Below are 17644 nucleotides of genomic sequence, written 5' to 3' on the forward strand. Positions count from 1 at the left end.
GTAGTTTGACCGTCCATGAGCACGCTGAAGGACCGTCTCACCGCCGACATGCGCGCCGCTCTCAAGGCGCGCGACGAGCTGACCACCTCCACGCTGCGGATGGCCCTGGCGGCCGTCGGCACCGCCGAGGTCGCCGGCAAGGCCAAGCGGGACCTCACCGACGACGAGGTGCTCGCGGTGCTGACCAAGGAGGCGAAGAAGCGGCGCGAGGCCGCGACCGCCTTCGCCGACGCGGGCCGCACCGACCAGGCCGCGAAGGAGACCGCCGAGGGCGAGGTGCTGGAGCGGTACCTGCCGAAGCAGCTCTCCGACGACGAGCTGACCGAGCTGGTCGCGGGGGCGCTCGCCGCGGGCGGGTTCACCGGCAAGGCACAAATGGGCCCGGCCATGAAGGCGGCCCAGGCCGCGGTGGCCGGCCGGGCCGAGGGGGGCCGGGTGGCCGCGGAGGTACGCCGGCAGCTCGGCCTCTGACCCCGCCGGCATCTGCCGGCGTACGCGAAACGGGCGGGCACCCTCAAGGGCGCCCGCCCGTCGGCGTGCTGGCGGCGATCAGCCGCGGGGGCGGCCCGGTGGACGGCCCGGGTTGGTCGGCTGGCCGCCGGTGCTGCCCGGCGTGGCGCCTCCGCCGCCGCTGCTGATCTGGATGGTGACCACGCCACCCTTGATGGTCCGGCCGTCCGGGCTGGTGCCGGCGGCGGTCCCCGCCGGGCAGCTGGACGCCACCCTGATGTCGGAGACGACCGCGTCGAAGCCGGCCCCCTCGATCCGGTTCTTCGCCGTGTCGAGCGACTGGCACTTCACGTTCGGGATGGGGCGCTGGTCACCCTCGGAGATCTTCTTGCCCGGGGGCTCGAAGTTGACCCGGGGCTTGCCCTTCATTGCCGCCTTCAACGTCTCGTAGACCGGCGGGTTGATGCCGTTGGGCACGTTGTGCCCCATCTTGACGTTGGTCTGCGGCCAGTCCGGGTCGGCCATGATGCCGGCCACCGCGTACTGCTTGGTCATCGCGACCAGGGCGGCGCTCTTCTCCGAGTCGGTGGTGCCGGACTTGCCGGCCACCGGCGCGTCGACGATGCCCTTCACGTTGGCGGCCGTCCGGCTGCCACCGCACTTGCTGGTCGAGGAGTTGTCACCGACCGGGCAACGGGCGGCGTCCACCGCGGCCCGGGCCACGTCCGTGCTGACCCGCTTCTCGCAGCGCGTGTTCGCGACGTCCAGCTTCTTGCCCTCCGGGTCGCGGATCTCCTGCACCGGGATCGGCTCGCAGTACTTGCCGTCCGCGGCGAGGGTGGCGTACGCGTTGGCCAGTTCCAGCGGGGTGGTCTGCGAGACGCCGAGCGTGAAGGCGCCCCACTGGTGGGCGGCCTCCTTGTTGCTGGCGAACTTCGCGTCCTCGCTCTGCCGGAACTGGATGCCGAGCCGCTTGGCCACGTCGACCACGTTCTCGGCGCCGACCTGCTGCTGCAGCGGCACGAAGTAGGTGTTGATCGAGGCGGAGAAGGCGCTCCACATGTTCTGCACGCCGCCGGCCTTCTTGCCTGAGTTGGTCGGGCAGTAGAAGTGGGTGCCCGGGCAGGCGGCCGGACTGCTGCTGCTGATGATGTATTCCGACTTGAACTGCTGCGGCGCGTTGATGGTGTAGCTGAGCGGGATGCCCTTCTCCAGCGCCGCCACGATCGTGAAGATCTTGAAGGTCGAGCCGGCCTGGTAGCCGGTGATGCCGTCACCGCCGGTCAGCAGCGGGTTGACCGTTTTCGGGTAGTTACCCCGCTTGCCCTTGTTGCGCTGCTTCGGATTGCTGTGCGCCTTGTTCGTGGGCTTCTTCGGGTCGTCCAGCTTGAAGGTGCGGTTCACCGCCAGCGCGCGGACCCGGCCGGTGCCCGGCTCGACGACCGCGACCATCGCCGCTTCCTTGGCGGTCTCGCTCTTGGCCTTGCGGACCGCCTTGTCGGCGCCCCGCTGGGCCTGCACGTCGAGCGTGGTGGTGATCTGGTAGCCGCCGCTCTTGAGTCGCCGCTCCCGGTCGTACGAGGTCGAGCCGAACGTCTCCTGCTGCATCCACCAGCGGTAGAGGTAGTCGCAGAAGAAGCCCCAGCCCTTCTCGGTGGTGTCGACGCAGCCGTTCGGGGTGCGCTTGTCCTTCACCACCAGGTCGGTCGCCTTGGCGGCGTCCGCCTCCTGGCGGGTGATCGCGCCGATCTCGAACATGTTCTCGATGACGTAGTCGCGCCGGTCCTTGGCGAGCGGATGGCCGCTCTTGGTGGTCGGGTCGAACGAGCTGGGGGCCTTCACCATGCCGGCCAGCATCGCCGCTTCCTCGATCTTCAGGTTCTTCGGCGGCTTGCCGAAGTAGACCTGGCTGGCGGCGTAGACGCCGTACGCGCCGTTGCCGAACGCCGCGATGTTGAGGTAGCGCTCCAGGATCTCGTCCTTGGAGAGCTCCTTGTCGATCTGCAGGGCGTAGCGCATCTCGCGCAGCTTGCGGGCGCTGGTGTCCTCGGTCGCGGCGACCACGTCGGCCGGGTGGGTGGCCGAGTACGCGATGGCCAGCCGGACGTACTGCATGGTCAGCGTGGAGGCGCCCTGCCGGTCGGCGCCGGAGTTCTGGTTGTTGACGAAGGCGCGGGCCACGCCGTTGATGTCCACGCCGTTGTGCTTGTAGAAGTCGTGGTCCTCGGCCGCGATGATGGCCTTCTGCATCACCGGCGAGATGTCGGCGAGCTTCACGTCGCGCCGGTTCTCGTCGTACATGGTCGCCAGCGGGGTCTTGCCGTCCGAGGCGTAGAGGTAGCTGATCTGCGGCGCGCGGGCCACCGTCAGCTCCTTGGGCAGGGCGCCGAAGGTCTCGGCGCCGGCCTTTGCGGCCAGCCCGGACATCGCCACCGCGGGGAAGGCCGCCGCCGCGACGACCACGCCGGCCAACAGGCCGCAGATCAGCAGCGATGCGGCGTTGGTCAGCACATTGTGGTCACGTTTCCGCATCCAGGTCACCTCGTCAGGGTACGCGAACAGGTAACGAGGGGCGCTGGGGCATTCTTTCCCCATTTCCTGCGCGCGCCGACCTCGTTGTGCTAAACGCACGACCCCTGGTGCGTGGTTGCGTGAACCCGGCGCCGAGTCTCCTCCATCTACGGAGACGGCCGCAGCGTTTTCACGTACTGGGGCGGGGTAAGCGGCGGTCGAGAGCCCGGGAAGCCGGGAGTGTCCGGAATGATGGATTTCGCCGACAACGTTGCGTAATCGGGCGACTACAGAGCATGATGGGGGCGGCGACAGCGCCACATGCCGTCCGTGCCGCCTTGGGGAAGGCAGGCCGGGCGATCGGGGGGAATTGCCGGCTGGTCCGCACGACGTCGGTAGGTACTGCAAGGGGGGACGTGTACACATGGGCATGATCACTGACTGGCCGTCGCTGGCGGCATGTCAGAACGGGGACCCGGACGCGTTGTTCGTACAGGGCGCCGAACAGAACGTGGCGAAGCGGATCTGCCGGAGCTGCCCAGTTCGGTACGAGTGCCTGGCCGACGCGCTGGACAACCGGATCGAGTTCGGTGTGTGGGGTGGCATGACCGAACGCGAACGCCGTGCGCTGCTGCGCCGTCACCCCCAGGTGACGAGCTGGCGCAAGATGTTCGAGGCCGCGATGAAGAAGAACAGCAAGGACAAGGCCGGCAAGGACAAGATCCTGGTGAGCGCCGCCGGCTGACCGCCGCGGCCCCGGCCGGACCGGCCGCCACGGCTCAGTCCTGGCTGATCGCCGCGCCGATCGTCCGCAGCCCGTCGACGTCGTGCACGTCGGCGGGCTGCGCCGTCACCGACACCGCCGGCACCGCCGGGAACTCCGCGGTGAACCGCTCCGCTACCCGCTGCTCGCGGAGCGCCTGCTGGACCAGCGCGGCGTGCGCCCGGAGCACGTCGACGGTGCCCTCGTGCCCGCCGAGGTCGGCCAGCCGTTCCGCGGCGGCCAGGCTCTCCGTCGCGTCGAGGTCGGGCGCCGTCGGGCGGTGCACCCGGTTGAGCACCAGGCCGGCCAGCGGCATCTTCTCCTCGCGCAGCCGGCCGGCGAAGTAGGCGGCCTCCCGGACCGCGTCCGGCTCCGGCGCCGCGACCAGCAGGAACGCCGTCTCCCGCGCCTGCAGGATGCGGTACGTCTGCTCGGCGCGCTGCCGGAAGCCGCCGAACATCGAGTCGAGCGCGGCGACGAAGCCGGAGAGGTCGGTCAGCAACTGGGCGCCGAGCACCTTCTGCACGACCTTGGAGAACATCCCGAATGACGCGGTGACCAGGCTGAACATGCTCCGCCCGCCGGTACGCGCCGGCGCCAGCAGCAGCCGCAGCATCCGCCCGTCGAGGAAGCGGGACAGTCGGGCCGGGGCGTCGAGGAAGTCCAGCGCCGACCGGGACGGCGGGGTGTCCACCACGATGAGGTCCCACTCGCCCCGGGCGTGCAGTTGGCCGAGCTTCTCCATCGCCATGTACTCCTGCGTACCGGCGAAGGTGGAGCTCATCGCCTGGTAGAAGGGGTTGCCGAAGATCTCCGCCGCCTTCGCCGGGTCGGTGTGCTGGAGCACCACGTCGTCGAAGGTGCGCTTCATGTCGAGCATCATGGCGTGCAGCTCGCCGCCGCTGGCCTCGACGTCGATCCCCTTCACCTGGCGCGGGGTGTTGTCCAGCTCGGTCAGCCCGAGCGACTGGGCCAGCCGGCGGGCCGGGTCGATGGTGAGCACCACCGTACGCCGGCCGTGCTGCTCGGCGGCCCGGAGCGCGAGCGCGGCGGCCGTGGTCGTCTTACCCACCCCACCCGCCCCGCAGCAGACCACGATCCGCACGCCGGGGTCGGCGAGGATCTGGTCGACGTCCAGCTGCGGCGCCGCGTCTTCGGAAGGCACCAATCGAGCGTATCGGGCCGACTGGGTCCGCGCGCCGGTGCCGACGGCAGGTGTGAGTCAATCGGCCCGGACGAGCGCCTGCGCGAGGGTGTCCAACCCGGCCCGGTCCACGCCCTCGGGCAGCAGCGGCAGCTCGGTCAACGGCAGGCCCAGCTCCACCAGGTCGGCCCGGAGCGAATCCTCCAGCTCGCGGCGGACGGCCTGGTCGCGCGCCTCGGCGTGCAGCCCGGCCACGGTGTCCCGGTCGGTCGGCAGCCCGGCGGCGAGCAGCCCCCGGCGCAGCTCGGCCTGGCTGACCACCTGGCCCGCCGGCAGCGGCGGCCGGGCGGCGTTGACGATCACCCGGCCCACCGGGAAGCCGAACGAGGTCAGCTCGGCGATCGCGTCGACCGTCTCCTGGACCGGCATCTCCTCGAGCAGCGTGACCACGTGCACCGCGGTGATCGGCGAGCGCAGCAGGGCGGAGACCCCCTCGCTCTGCGTCTTGATCGGGCCGACCTTGGCCAGCCGGGCGGTCTCGGCGGTGACGTTGAGGAAGCGGCCGATGCGGCCGGTCGGCGGGGCGTCCAGCACCACCGCGTCGTACACCCGGCGCTGCCCGGCGGTGCGGGTGGTCGCCTCCTTCACCTTGCCGGTGAGCAGCACGTCGCGCAGGCCGGGGGCGATGGTGGTGGCGAAGTCGATGGCCCCGAGCTTGCGCAGCGCCCGGCCGGCCGCGCCGAGCCGGTAGAACATGTCGAGGTACTCCAGGAGCGCCTCCTCGGCGTCCACCGCCAGCGCCCGTACCTCACCGCCGCCGGGGGCGTCGGTGAGGTGCCGCTCCTCGTAGGGCAGCGGCTCGGTGCCGAAGAGCTGGGCGATGCCCTGCCGCCCCTCGACCTCGACCAGCAGGGTGCGCCGGCCGCCGGCGGCCAGCCCGAGGGCCAGCGCCGCCGCCACGCTGGTCTTGCCGGTGCCGCCCTTGCCGGTCACCACGTGGAGGCGGCCCGGCCATCCCTCGGCCGGGTCGGCCGGTCGCTCAGCTGCTCGCACCCGTCGAGCCTATCCAGCGGCGGCGCTCAGGCGACCTCGCAGACCCACCAACCGGTCTTCCGTACCACCGTGAAGCGCAGCTCCTGGTCGGCGACCTTCTCGTCGGCGGTGGTCATGGTCACCTTGGTGCTGACCGTGGCCCGGTCGCCGGTCTGGTTGTCCACCTTCGGCTTGGTCCACCGGAAGCGGGGGTTCTGGTAGGTGCCGACGTACTTCTCCACCTCGGCGACCTTGGCCGCGATCCGGTCGTCGTCCCGGGCCGCCGAGCAGACCAGGGTCGCCGCCTTGGCCGCGTCCCGGTCCTTGTAGACGGCGGTGAGGAACTCGTCGACCGCGACCGCCGGCTCCTTGGCGCCCGCGCCGGTCTCCGCGTTGCGCAGGGTGAAGAAGGCAGCCACGCCACCGCCGGCGCAGAGCAGCAGGACCACCGCCAGCGCGATCGAGGCGATCAGCAGGCCACGCTTCTTCTTCGGCGCGGCCGGGCCCTGGTACGGCGGGTAGCCGGCCGGGGGCGGCGGGACGGTCGCCGGGTCGGGGGTGGGCAGGGCGCCGGGCGGGGTGGCCGCGGCCGGGCCGGGCGACGTCGGGGCGTCGGGCGGGCCGGCCGGCGATCCGGTCGGCTCGCCGCTGGGTGGCTGGGTCATCTCTTCCCTCGGGGGTGCGACGTCGTCACCACCGGAGGCGACGAGCGGGTACGAGCGGGCGAGCCCTGCGCGGCCGCCGACCGGAAGGGTAACGGTCGGCGCCGCACTGCGGGGGAGGGCGGTCGGCTGGACTCGAACTCGGACACTGTGTCGTATATGTGACTTTCGGTCACTCGGCGTGCGCGTCCTGTTTACGGGACTCGGGCCGCCGACCTACCTTCTGACCTGCGCGGGGGGACCGGTGCGGGGCGGGTCCGGACCGGATGGCGATGACGTGACCCAGGTACGACGCCCGGAGGCAGCGATGCGCGACGCGGACAACAACCCCCGAGCCCAGTCCTCGACGGGGCGACGGACCGGTCCCGCCGCCGTGGGCGAGGCCGAGGGGGCCGCCGCCGGACTGCCGATCAACGAGCGGTCGTACCGGCGGATCGCCGAGCCCGTCGAGGTGCTGCGGACGCTGCCCCGGCCCGCCGACCGGGCCCGCGGGGAGGACGAGCCGGGCTACGTCATCCACCTGCCGATCCGGGTCGCCGACCTGGCCGCGGCGACCGCGCTGGCGGGCACGGTCGCCACCTCGCTCGGGTTCCTCACCGAACTCGACGCCGGCGAGACCACCGTCTCCACCGCCGACGACCAGAACAACCGGCACCGGGTCTTCTGCGACCTGCTGCTGCCGGACCGGACCCGGTGCCCGCAGCGGTACGAGCACAGCGGGCCGTGCGGCGAACTGCCGGGCGCCCCGGAGCAGCGTCCCGCACCCCGGCCGGCCGGCGGACCGTAGGCTGTCCCTCGAAGTGTCAACGCCACCGAGGGAGCCCTCCGCCGATGCAGAAGTGGGAATACGCCACGGTCCCGCTGCTGGTCCACGCGACCAAGCAGATCCTCGACAACTGGGGCGAGGACGGGTGGGAACTCGTCGCCGTGATCCCCGGCCCGAATCCGGACCAGCTGGTCGCCTACCTGAAGCGGCCGAAGGCGTGAGCGGGCGGAAGGCCCGGCAGGGCGAGGTGTCGGCATGAGCAACGGTCCGCACGGGAAGCTCGCGGAGCTCGGCCTCACGCTTCCCGAGGTCGTGCCCCCGGTGGCCAGCTACGTGCCGGCCGTGCAGTCCGGGCAGCACGTGTACGTGTCCGGCCAGTTGCCGATGGCCGAGGGGAAGCTGCTGGCGACCGGCAAGGTCGGCGCCGGGGTCTCCGCCGACCAGGCCAAGGACCTGGCCCAGCGCTGCGCGTTGAACGCGCTCGCCGCGATCGACTCGCTGGTCGGCCTGGAGAACGTGGTCAAGATCGTGAAGCTCACCGGCTTCGTCGCCTCCGCCCCGGGCTTCACCGGCCAGCCGGCCGTGATCAACGGCGCCTCCGACCTCTTCGGCGCGGTCTTCGGTGAGGCCGGCCGGCACGCCCGCAGCGCGGTCGGCGTCGCCGAGCTGCCGCTCGACGCCCCGGTCGAGATCGAGGTCATCGTCGAGGTCGCCTGACCCGGCACGCTCCCCGCGATCCGCGCCGCTCGGCCGGGCAAAAGCCCTGAAGCGGCACGTATCCCGAGCCGATTGCGCAAGATCGCGGGGAGTGGCCGGCGGGGCCGTACGATCGCAGCCATGACCGGGCACTTCACGGCGCCGGCGGCCGCGCTCGCCGACGAGCTGCCGGGCTGGGCGACGCTGCTGCGCGCCCCGAACCCGGGGCCGATGACGCTCGACGGCACCAACACCTGGCTGCTGCGCGCGCCCGGCGCGGAGCGGGCGGTGGTGGTCGACCCGGGCCCGGCCGACGAGGAGCACCTGTCCCGCATCGCGGCGCACGGCCCGGTCGACTTCGTGCTGATCACGCACGGGCACGGCGACCACACCGACGGCGCCCGCCGGCTCGCCGAGCTGCTCGGCGGGGTGCCGGTACGCGCCGCCGACCCGGCGCACACCCTCGGCGGCCCGCCGCTCTCCGGGCCGGGCGACCAGCTCGACGGCGCCGGCCTGGGCATCCGGCTGCTGCCCACCCCGGGGCACACCGGCGACTCGGTCTGCTTCCTGGTCGAGCACGCCGAGCAGCGGGTGGTGCTCACCGGCGACACCATCCTGGGCCGGGGCACCACCGTGGTGGCCCACCCGGACGGGCACCTCGGGGACTACCTGACCAGCCTGGAGCTGCTCAGCACGTACCGGGGGATCCCGGCGCTGCCGGGGCACGGCCCGGCGCTGGCCGACTGCGGCGCCGCCGCCGAGTTCTACCTCGCCCACCGCCGCGCCCGACTGGACCAGGTCCGGGCCGCGCTCGCCGCGGGCGCGCGCACCCCCGCCGAGGTGGTCGCCGCGGTCTACGCGGACGTGGACCGGTCGCTGTGGTGGGCCGCCGAGTGGTCGGTCCGCGCCCAGTTGGAGCACCTCGGGGTCGACACCGGGGAATCGGACCCCGGGGTGAGCGGGTTGGAGCAAGCGTGACCTGCCCGGTGTGCGGAACCGTAGCCGTACCCGGCGCCCGGTTCTGCCACAACTGCGGGGCGGCCCTGCCGGCCGCCGCGACGCTGCCGGCGGCCGAGCGCCGGGTGGTCACCGTGCTCTTCGGTGACCTGTCCGACTTCACCTCCTGGTCGGAGGACCTCGACCCGGAACGGGTCGGCGCGGTCACCGACCGGGTGCTGGCCGCGCTGGCCGGCGCGGTGAAGACCTTCGGCGGGCACGTCGACAAGCTGACCGGCGACGGGATCATGGCGGTCTTCGGCGCGCCGGTGGCCCACGAGGACGACGCCGAGCGGGCGGTCCGCGCCGCGCTCTCCATGCAGCGCGCGGTGCGCCGGGTGCTCGACGACGAGCGCGGCGGCGGCGCCCCGCTCGGCCTGCGGGTCGGGCTCAACACCGGCGACGTGATCGCCGGCATCCAGGCCGCCATCGAGTACACGGTCATCGGCGACACCGTGAACACCGCCGCCCGGCTGGCCGACGCCGCCGCCGTGGGCGCGGTCTACGCCGGCGCGCGCACCTCCGCCGCCACCCGGCACGTCGCCTCCTGGCGGGCGCTGCGGCCGCTGCGGCTCAAGGGCAAGCGGGAGCCGGTCGAGGCGTACGAGCTGCTCGGTCTCCTGGACGCCCCGGGCACCCGGTCCGGCCTCGGCGACGAGGCGCCGTTCGTGGGCCGGGAGACCGAGATCGGCCGGGTCGCCGGCCGGCTCGCCGAGGTGGTCGACCGGGGCGAGCCCCGGGTGCTGCTGATGACCGCCGAGGCGGGGATCGGCAAGTCCCGGTTCGCCGCCGAGGTGGAACGCCTCGCCGCCGGCTACGACGTGGGCGCCGGCCGGTTCGCCGCGCACACCGGCGCCCGGGTGCTCTCGGTGCGCTGCGCCGCGTTCGGCGAACGGCGCCGGCTCGCCCCGCTGGCCGACCTGGTCCGGGCCGCGGTCGGCCTGCCCGGCGACGCCGCCACCGCGGTCACCCGGCCGGCGGTGGAGGAGCGGCTGCGCCGGCTCGGGCAGCGGCTCGGCCGGACCGGCGAGCCGGTCCCGATCGCCACCGACCAGCTGCTGGCCCTGCTCGGCTACGCCGAACTGCCCGTCGGCGGGCCGACCGACCAGGGCGAGTGGGGCGCCGCGCAGGCGCCCGCCGACGCCGACGCGGTGCCGAACGCGGTGGCCGACCTGCTCAGCGCGCTCGCCGTGGAGGCGCCGCTGGTGGTCGTCGTGGACGACCTGCACGACGCCACCGCCGAGACGATCCGGGCCCTCGGGGTGACGCTGTCCCGGCTCAGCGGGCCGGTGCTGGTGCTGCTGCTGGGGCGGCCGGAGCTGGTGCGGACCGCCGGGGCGCTGACCCGGGTGGCCGACGCCGAGGTGTACGTGCTGCCGCCGCTGCGCGGCGCCGACGCGGCCCGGCTGCTCACCAGCTACCTGACCGGCGGCAGGCTGCCGCAGGCCGACACCGACCGGCTGCTCGCCACCGCCCAGGGCAACCCGTTCTACCTGGCCGAGCTGGTCACCCTGTTGATGGAGCGCGGGGCGCTGACCGCGGTGGCCGACCGGAGCGCGCCGAACCCGGGCGGCTGGCGGCTGGTGCCCGGCTCGCTGGGCAGCCGGCTGCTCTCCCGCGACCTGGCCGCCGTGCTCGCCGCCCGCATCGACGCGCTGCCGGCCGAGGCGCGCTCGGTGCTCCGGGATGCCGCCGTGGTGGGCGACACCGTGCCGGAGGGCGCCCTGGAGGCGCTGCGCGAGCAGCGCGCCGGGCTGGCCGGCCGGCCGGCGGCCGTGGCCGCGGTCGAGCTGGAGCGGGCCGTCGAGGAACTGCTGCAACGCCGGATGCTGCACCGCACCCGCACCGGGTACGCCTTCGCCACCCCGCTGATGCGGGAGGCCGCCTACGCCGGGGTGAGCAAGGCCGAGCTGGCCGACCGGCACGCCGCGCTGGCCCGGTGGGCCAGTCTCGACCCGGTGGACGGCGGGTCGACGCCGCCGGGCGGGTTCACCGAATCGGCCCGGGACGACTTCGTGGCCGAACACGTGGAGCGGGCCGCCGCGCTGGCCGACGCCGTCGGGCTGCGACCGGACGCGCCGGCCCGCGCGGTGGTGCCGCTCGGCGTCGCCGCGCTCGCCCGGGCCGCCCGCCGCGCGCTGCACGTGGGCGAGCCCGCGCTGGCCGTGGAGTACGCCGACCGCGCCGCGGAACTGGGCCGGGACGGGGTGCCGGCGGCCGACCGGGTGGTGCACGCCCGCGCGCTGCTCCAGGTCGGCCGGCCGGCCGACGCGCTCGCCTACGCCGAGAAGATCGCCGCGAACGCCGGCGATGAGGCCGGGGTCCGGGCCAGCGCGCTGCTCCTCGCCGGCCAGGCCCACCAGACTATGGGCGACCAGGCTCGGGCGGTGTCCTGCTGGCAGGAGGCGTTGCAGGTGGCCACCGCCGCCGAGCTGCCCACCCTGCGGGCCTCCGCGATGCGCCGGCTGGGGATGGCCGACTTCATCGCCGGCCGGCTGGGGCAGGCGAGCAGCCGGCTCGCCGCCTCGTACCAGGTCAGCCTCTCGGTGGCCGACCGCCGGGGGCAGGCCTGGTCGTTGCAGAACCTGGCCTGGGTGACCACCACCCGGGGCGACTTCGCCGGCGCGGACGCCGTGCTCGGCCGGGCCGCCCGGCTCTTCGCCGAGCTGAAGGACCCGTACGGGCGGGCCTGGCTGCGCGGCACCACCGCGTTCGCCCGGCTGCTCGCCGGCCGGCTGCGCGAGGCGAGCCGGCTGGCCCGGGTCTTCCTGCCCTTCGGTGAGCGGGTTGGCGAGGCGTGGGCGGTCGGCACGCTCCGCGCGGTCGAGGCGTTCGCCACCGCGGAACTCGGCGAACTGGCCGACGCGGACCGCGAGGCGCGCCGGGCGTACCGGGACTTCGCCGCCGCCTCCGACGACTGGGGGCGCGGGTTCGCGCTGGTCGTCCGGGGGGTGGTGGCCCGCGGGCTGGGCGAACCGGAGCACGCCGCCGACCTGTTCACCGACGCGCTGTCGTACGCCCACCGGACGTCGCACCCGCTGCTCACCGGGATGGCCGGCACGCTGCGCGGGTTCGTGGCGCTGGACATGGGCGACGGGGCCGCCGCCGAGCGGGACGCCCGGGCGGTGCTGACCGCCGTCGAGCCGCACAACCCGCAGGCGCCCGCCCAGGTGGCGCCCCGGGTGCTGCTCGCGATGGCCCGGCTGGCGGCCGGCGACTCGGCCACCGCCGTCGGGCTGCTCGCCCCGGTGGCCACCACCGCCGCGAACGCCCCGTCGCTGCTCTTCTCCCGCCGCCAGACGATGGCCCGGTACGCCTCCGCGCTGCTCGCCCACGGGCAGCGCGAGCAGGCGCTGGACTGGGCCCGGCGGGCGGTCGCCGCCCCGGCGGAGGACGTGCGCAGCCAGGTGATCGCGGCGAGCGTGCTGGCCGAGGCGCTGGCCGCCTGCGGCCGGCCGGTGGAGGCGATGGCCTGCGCCGACGAGGCGGTGCGGCTGGCGTACGCCACGGAACAGCGCAGCGAGCGGGCCGCCGCGGACGCCCTGCGCGCCCGCCTCGCCGGCAGCTGAACCCCTCCCGGTCGCCGGCCGGACCGGTCCTGCCCCGGGCCGCTGCGCACCGGGATCGACACGGAGCGAACGCGGTCCGGTGGGGTGGGGGATCGTGGCGGTTCCGCCGATGTGCCCGGCGGAGGTGGCCGCTAGCCTGTCACTCCACGCGGCGTCCACAGTGGCGGCCGTACCGGGGGTCAGGGGAGGGCCGTCATGAGGCTGCCGCGTTCGGGCGCCGGCTGGACGATCGCGGTCTTCGGCGTGCTGGCGCTGCTCATGGGCGCGGTCGGGCTGCTCTGGCCGGAGGCGCTGCTGCGGATGCTCGGCTTCGAGGTGCCGGAGCGGCGGGCGGTCGGCGACCACACCGGCACCTTCCTGATGGCCTCGTCGATGGCCTCGTTCAACATGGGGGTCTACTACCTGCTCGCCACGGCCACCGAGTGGCGCGCGTTCTACCGGTTCACCGTCGTCTTCCGGCTGGTCACCTTCACCATCTTCAGCATCGCGGTGCTGGCCGACATCGCCCCGGGGCGGTTCTTCGGGGTGGCCGCGTGGGAGGGCGTGGGGGCGGTGGCGACCGCCGTCGGGCTCTGGTGGGACGCCCGGCGGGCGGGCTCCGCCGAGCCGTCCGCCCGGGCCGGGACCGCGCCCGCCGCGGACGCGGTGCACTGAGCGTCCGGCCCGGTTGGGTATTTTCGAGACCGTGACCGACACCCCGCCCGGCGCCCTGCCGATGCCCATCGTGCCTGGTCTGACTGATTTGCGGGTCTTTGCCCGGGGTGGCTACGCCACCGTCTACCGGGCGACGCAGATCTCGGTCGGGCGCGAGGTGGCGGTCAAGGTGGAGAACCGCACGCTGGACAGCGAGCGGGACCAGGCGCGGTTCCTGCGCGAGGCGCGGGCCGCCGGCCGGATGTCGTCGCACCCGCACGTGGTCGACCTCTTCGACGTCGGGGTAACCGTCGACCAGCACCCGTACCTGATCATGGAACTCTGCGACGGGTCGTACGCGGAACGAATGCGGAACTCACCGCTCGGGCCGGTGGAGGCCCGCGACCTCGGGGTCAAGATCGCCGACGCGATCGCCCACTCGCACGCGGCCGGTGTGCTGCACCGCGACGTGAAGCCGGCGAACATCCTCTACTCGCACTTCAACTCGGCGGTGCTGGCCGACTTCGGGCTGGCCGTGCTCGCCGAGATGCGGGACGCCTCGGTCGCCCTGGAGGTGCTCACCCCGGCGTACGCGCCGCCGGAGATGTTCAACCACAGCCCGCCGTCGCCGGCGGTCGACGTCTACGCCCTCTGCGCCACCCTCTACGCGGTGATGCACGGCCGGCCGCCCCGCTGGCAGTCCGAGCGGAACCCGAGCCTGGTCACCGTGCTGGAGTTGTTCCACCAGCCGATCCCCGGCCTGCCGGGTGTGCCCGACGAACTGGTCGACGTGCTCCGCGCGGGGATGGCGAACGACCCGGCCGATCGGCCCTCCGCCGCGGAACTGCGCGGCCTGCTCGCCGGCCTGCCGCTGGGGTCGGGCGGCGCGGCGACCGGTGGCTCGCCGGCCGCCGGTCTCCCGCTCGGCGCCGGCCCCACCAACCCGCACACCGCCGGCCGGTTCGGCGGGCCCGCCCCGCGCGGGCCGGTGGAGGACACCCATCCCACCGTGCCCACCACCGGCCGGCGCTGGCGGCGGCGCTGGTTCCTCGGCGGTGCCGGGGTGCTCGCCCTGGCCGGCTCGGCCACGGCCGGAGCGTGGGTCGCCGGGGGCGCGCCCGCGCCGACCCCGTCCCCGACCGTCGACGCGGTGGCGGCCACCCCCGCGGCGCTGCCCGGCTGCGCGAGCGGCACGGCCGCACTGCCCGACGGCGCGCGGTGCGGCGCCGAACTGGAGTGCTTCGGCCCGGTGCGGGTCCGCGGCAAGCGCGCCGAGGCCGCCCGGGTGCCCTGCGACGGGCAGCACACCTGGGAGAGCTACGCCGAGGGTGACCTGCCCGCCACCCTGGTCGGCGCCGGTCACGCCGAGATCAGCGCGGACCCGGCCGTCCGCCGGGTCTGCAACGAGACCACCTTCCGGCTCACCAGCGGGATCGCCCAGCCGGCGGGGTGGAACCTGGAGGTGCTGCCGCCGGCCGGGGCGGGGGCCGACCGCACCTACCGCTGCCTGGCCGGGCGTGGGCTGGACGCGCTGGCCGCGCCCACCCTCACCGGTCGCTGAACCGGTCCCGGTGCCGCTCCCGCATCGCGCGCACCGCCTCCAGATTGTCCAGCGTCTCCAGGGTGTCCGCGTCGATGCCGTACAGGCCGTCCGCCGGCTGCCCCGCCGTCGCCGCGGCGTCCGGCCCGCCGTCGTCGCGCTGCCGGGCGGCGGCCACCGAGACCCCGGCGATGGTCGCGGACAGGACGCAGAGCAGCGCCAGGACCACCCCGAGGAGATCCTGGCGGCGCCATACGAGCAGCGTCACCAGTAGCGCGACCGCGACCGCCGCCGCGACCGCCGCCACCGTCCGCGCGTCGGGGGGACCGGGCGACCTCACCCGTCCAGCATGTCTCCGCCGCGCTGGCTGTCAACCGGCACCGCCTACCATCTCCTGACGAACCGATCCCTCCGACCACAGGGGAGTGCCGTGGCGCGCCTTTCCCGGATCGTCGCCGCCCTGCTGGTGTCGGGCGCGCTGGTGGCCTGCGACGACGGGTCGTCGCCACCGACGGGAGCCCCGTCGCCGACCCCGTCCGCCGCCCCGCCGTCGAGCGCCGCGCCGCTCACTCTCGAGCATGCGCTCGCCCGGTTCGTCGCCGACACGTACGGCCCGGACGTCCGGTACGTGGGCCGCTGCGCGGACGCCAGCCCGGGCGCGCAGGGGGTTTGCGCGCTGCACAAGGCCACCGTGGACGGTGCCGAGGTGTACGGGGTCGGCCCGCCGTTCAGCGAGATCGACGCCTTCCTGCTGCTCGACGAGGAGGCCGGCGGCTGGCGGGTGGTCGACTCGTACGTGCCGGACCTCCCGGCGGAAGGGTCGTCGGCCCGGCCGGCGCCCGCCTGGTTCGCCGGCATCGGCTGACCGGCCCGCGGCCGGCCACATCGCCCGGTCCCGGCACCCTGGCGGGCAACAACAGCGTCGATCGCGAAGAAATCATTACATCGGCCGGCGCAATGTCGGCTTTGTTGCCGTTTCGCGGACCACATTCATTGCTCGACGTCTCTAGAGTGACGGGGTCGAGCCTGGGCTCGACCTGTCCCGTCGTCCACCGGAAGGCGTCCACATGCCACGACGAACGCGGTCTCTGGCCGTAGCAGGAATCGCCGGCGTCCTCCTCGCCGGCTCGGCGGTCGCGCCGGCCGCCGCCGCACCGTCCCGCACCGGCTGGGGGCGTCCGGCAGTCACCGACCGGACCAGCCCCGCCGAGGCGCGCCGGGTCGACCGGGTGCCCACCCCCGACCTGGACTGGTACGCCTGCTACGACTACGCCGAGTGCGCCACGGTCCGGCTGCCGGTCGACTACGACAAGCCCAGGGGCGCGACGACCGAGATCGCCCTGCTGCGGGTGAAGGCCCGCGACCAGCAGCATAAGATCGGCAGCCTCTTCCTCAACCCGGGCGGCCCCGGCGGCTCGGGCACCGACATCGCGCTCGCCGCGCCGTACTTCCTCAGCGACTCCGTGCTGGACCGGTTCGACGTGGTCGGCGTCGACCCGCGCGGCGTGGCCGCCAGCGACCAGGTGCGGTGCTTCCCGTCGGTGAAGGACCAGACCCGCGCGTACGCCGGGCTGAACGTGGCCTTCCCCTGGACGAGGGCCGAGGAGCAGGCGTACGTCGCCTCCTCGGCGGCGGTCGGCCGGGGCTGCTCCACCACCGGCCGCCCGCTCAGCGGGGCGATGTCCACCGCCGAGGTCGCCCGCGACATGGACGTGCTCCGCCGCGCGGTCGGCGACCGGAAGCTGACCTTCCTCGGCTTCAGCTACGGCAGCGCCCTCGGGCAGTACTACGCCAACATGTTCCCCGACCGGTTCCGCGCCCTGGTGGTGGACGGGGTGCTCGACCCGGAGGCGTGGGTCGGCCGGGGCAGGGCCCGCGACCTGGTCCAGGAGGACCGGCTGCGCAGCGCGCAGGGCGCGTACCGGGCGCTGCGCGAGATCCTGGCACGCTGCGACGTGGCCGGCGAGGCGGCCTGCCCGCTGGCGGCCGGCGACCCGGTCGCCTCGTTCGACCTGGTGGCCCAGCGGCTGCGGGCCAAGCCGCTGGTGATCGACGCCCCCGACCTCGGCTCGTTCACGGTGAGCTACGCCGACTTCGTCGGCGCCACCCTCGGTGCGCTCTACGACCCGGCCGGCTACGCCCAGGTCGTCGGGCTCACCGCCGAACTGCTGGTGCTCACCGACCCGCAGGCCGCCGCGGCCGCCCGGGAGCGGGCCCGCGCCGCCGTGGTGCGGCTCGCCGCCCAGGCGCGGCAGCAGCGCGCGTTCGACTTCCCGTACGACAACGGGCTGGAGACCTTCCTCGGGGTGGACTGCACCGACGGGTACCACCCGGCGGACGCCGGCTCGTGGCCGGCCCGGGCAGCGCAGGCCGACCGGCGTGACCCGTACTTCGGCCGGGCCTGGGCCTGGGCCACCTCGCCCTGTGCCCGGGACAACTGGACGGTGCGGGACGAGGACGCCTACACCGGGCCGTTCAACCGGCGCACCGGCGCGCCGGTGCTGGTGGTCGGCAACTACTGGGACCCGGCGACCAACTACCAGGGCGCGGTGAGCTCGGCCCGGCTACTGCCGAACAGCCGCCTGCTCAGCAGCGACAGCTGGGGCCACACCGCGTACGGCACGTCGGCCTGCGCCACCGGGGCGATCGACGCGTACCTGATCTCCGGGGTGCTGCCGGCCAGGGGCACGGTCTGCACCGGTGACGTGCAGCCGTTCGCCGACCCGCCGGTGGCGCCCGAGGCGACCGAGCGGGCGGACGCCACGAAGAGCGCCCTGGCCGGCCGGGACGCGCCGCGCCGCGGCGAGCCCAAGCGGCTTCCGCCGGTGGTCGCGCCGCTGCCCGCGGTCGGCACGCTCACCGTCCGCTGAGACCCGGGGTAC

Annotated in this window: 16 protein-coding genes; 11 read left to right on the top strand and 5 right to left on the bottom strand. The window is 74.5% G+C overall.

Going from position 1 to position 17644, the window contains the following annotated elements; all coding sequences use genetic code 11:
- Positions 1–15 precede the first annotated feature (15 nt).
- Entirely contained in the window at positions 16–471 is a 456-nt protein-coding gene (locus ACVCAH_RS00390) for a GatB/YqeY domain-containing protein (RefSeq protein WP_447134004.1), read from the top strand.
- A gap of 78 nt (positions 472–549) precedes the next feature.
- Here ACVCAH_RS00390 and ACVCAH_RS00395 read toward each other — a convergent pair whose 3' ends face one another.
- Positions 550–2982, bottom strand: a complete 2433-nt coding sequence (locus ACVCAH_RS00395; RefSeq protein WP_447134005.1) for a penicillin-binding protein — start codon at positions 2980–2982, stop codon at positions 550–552.
- 403 nt (positions 2983–3385) lie between these two features.
- Here ACVCAH_RS00395 and ACVCAH_RS00400 point away from each other — a divergent pair, with 403 nt between their 5' ends.
- Entirely contained in the window at positions 3386–3706 is a 321-nt protein-coding gene (locus ACVCAH_RS00400; RefSeq protein WP_447134006.1) for a WhiB family transcriptional regulator, read from the top strand.
- Positions 3707–3740: 34 nt separating this feature from the next.
- On the opposite strand, the gene ACVCAH_RS00405 is transcribed toward ACVCAH_RS00400, so the two are convergent.
- From ACVCAH_RS00405 to ACVCAH_RS00415, 3 genes are read right to left on the bottom strand one after another with little or no spacing between them, the layout of a single operon-like run.
- On the bottom strand, positions 3741–4889 hold the full coding sequence (locus ACVCAH_RS00405; protein WP_447134007.1) for an ArsA family ATPase: 1149 nt from the start codon (positions 4887–4889) through the stop codon (positions 3741–3743).
- Positions 4890–4946: 57 nt separating this feature from the next.
- The gene (locus ACVCAH_RS00410) at positions 4947–5921 is read right to left on the bottom strand and encodes an ArsA-related P-loop ATPase (RefSeq protein WP_447134008.1); all 975 of its coding nucleotides are present in this window, start codon (positions 5919–5921) and stop codon (positions 4947–4949) included.
- Positions 5922–5947: 26 nt separating this feature from the next.
- The gene (locus ACVCAH_RS00415) at positions 5948–6565 is read right to left on the bottom strand and encodes an Rv0361 family membrane protein (RefSeq protein ID WP_447134009.1); all 618 of its coding nucleotides are present in this window, start codon (positions 6563–6565) and stop codon (positions 5948–5950) included.
- A 304-nt stretch (positions 6566–6869) separates the two neighbouring features.
- Between ACVCAH_RS00415 and ACVCAH_RS00420 the strand changes: the two genes are divergently transcribed.
- From ACVCAH_RS00420 to ACVCAH_RS00450, 7 genes are all read left to right on the top strand, one after another.
- Positions 6870–7349 (top strand): hypothetical protein, encoded by a 480-nt coding sequence (locus tag ACVCAH_RS00420; RefSeq protein ID WP_447134345.1) that lies wholly within the window; start codon positions 6870–6872, stop codon positions 7347–7349.
- A gap of 44 nt (positions 7350–7393) precedes the next feature.
- Positions 7394–7549: a DUF4177 domain-containing protein gene (locus ACVCAH_RS00425; RefSeq protein ID WP_088996459.1), complete on the top strand. Its 156-nt coding sequence runs from the start codon at positions 7394–7396 to the stop codon at positions 7547–7549.
- A gap of 34 nt (positions 7550–7583) precedes the next feature.
- Positions 7584–8045: a RidA family protein gene (locus ACVCAH_RS00430; protein ID WP_447134010.1), complete on the top strand. Its 462-nt coding sequence runs from the start codon at positions 7584–7586 to the stop codon at positions 8043–8045.
- Positions 8046–8165: 120 nt separating this feature from the next.
- Complete coding sequence (locus ACVCAH_RS00435; protein WP_447134011.1) at positions 8166–9002, top strand: MBL fold metallo-hydrolase; 837 nt, start codon at positions 8166–8168, stop codon at positions 9000–9002.
- Positions 8999–12589 carry an adenylate/guanylate cyclase domain-containing protein gene (locus ACVCAH_RS00440; protein WP_447134012.1) on the top strand — a complete coding sequence of 1197 codons (3591 nt, stop codon included), beginning with the start codon at positions 8999–9001 and terminating at the stop codon, positions 12587–12589. The genes ACVCAH_RS00435 and ACVCAH_RS00440 overlap by 4 nt, the downstream gene beginning before the upstream one ends.
- A gap of 195 nt (positions 12590–12784) precedes the next feature.
- Positions 12785–13243 (top strand): hypothetical protein, encoded by a 459-nt coding sequence (locus ACVCAH_RS00445; RefSeq protein ID WP_447134013.1) that lies wholly within the window; start codon positions 12785–12787, stop codon positions 13241–13243.
- A gap of 31 nt (positions 13244–13274) precedes the next feature.
- On the top strand, positions 13275–14783 hold the full coding sequence (locus ACVCAH_RS00450; RefSeq protein ID WP_447134014.1) for a serine/threonine-protein kinase: 1509 nt from the start codon (positions 13275–13277) through the stop codon (positions 14781–14783).
- Here ACVCAH_RS00450 and ACVCAH_RS00455 read toward each other — a convergent pair.
- A complete protein-coding gene (locus ACVCAH_RS00455; protein WP_447134015.1) occupies positions 14770–15102 on the bottom strand; it encodes a hypothetical protein in 333 nt (110 codons plus the stop codon). The two genes, ACVCAH_RS00450 and ACVCAH_RS00455, sit on opposite strands and share 14 nt — an antisense overlap.
- A gap of 90 nt (positions 15103–15192) precedes the next feature.
- Between ACVCAH_RS00455 and ACVCAH_RS00460 the strand changes: the two genes are divergently transcribed.
- Both ACVCAH_RS00460 and ACVCAH_RS00465 read left to right on the top strand, forming a co-directional pair.
- The gene (locus ACVCAH_RS00460; RefSeq protein WP_447134016.1) at positions 15193–15627 is read left to right on the top strand and encodes a hypothetical protein; all 435 of its coding nucleotides are present in this window, start codon (positions 15193–15195) and stop codon (positions 15625–15627) included.
- Between the two features lie 202 nt (positions 15628–15829).
- Complete coding sequence (locus ACVCAH_RS00465; RefSeq protein ID WP_447134017.1) at positions 15830–17632, top strand: alpha/beta hydrolase; 1803 nt, start codon at positions 15830–15832, stop codon at positions 17630–17632.
- The last annotated feature ends 12 nt before the right edge of the window (positions 17633–17644 follow it).

The organism is Micromonospora sp. LZ34 (assembly GCF_052981855.1).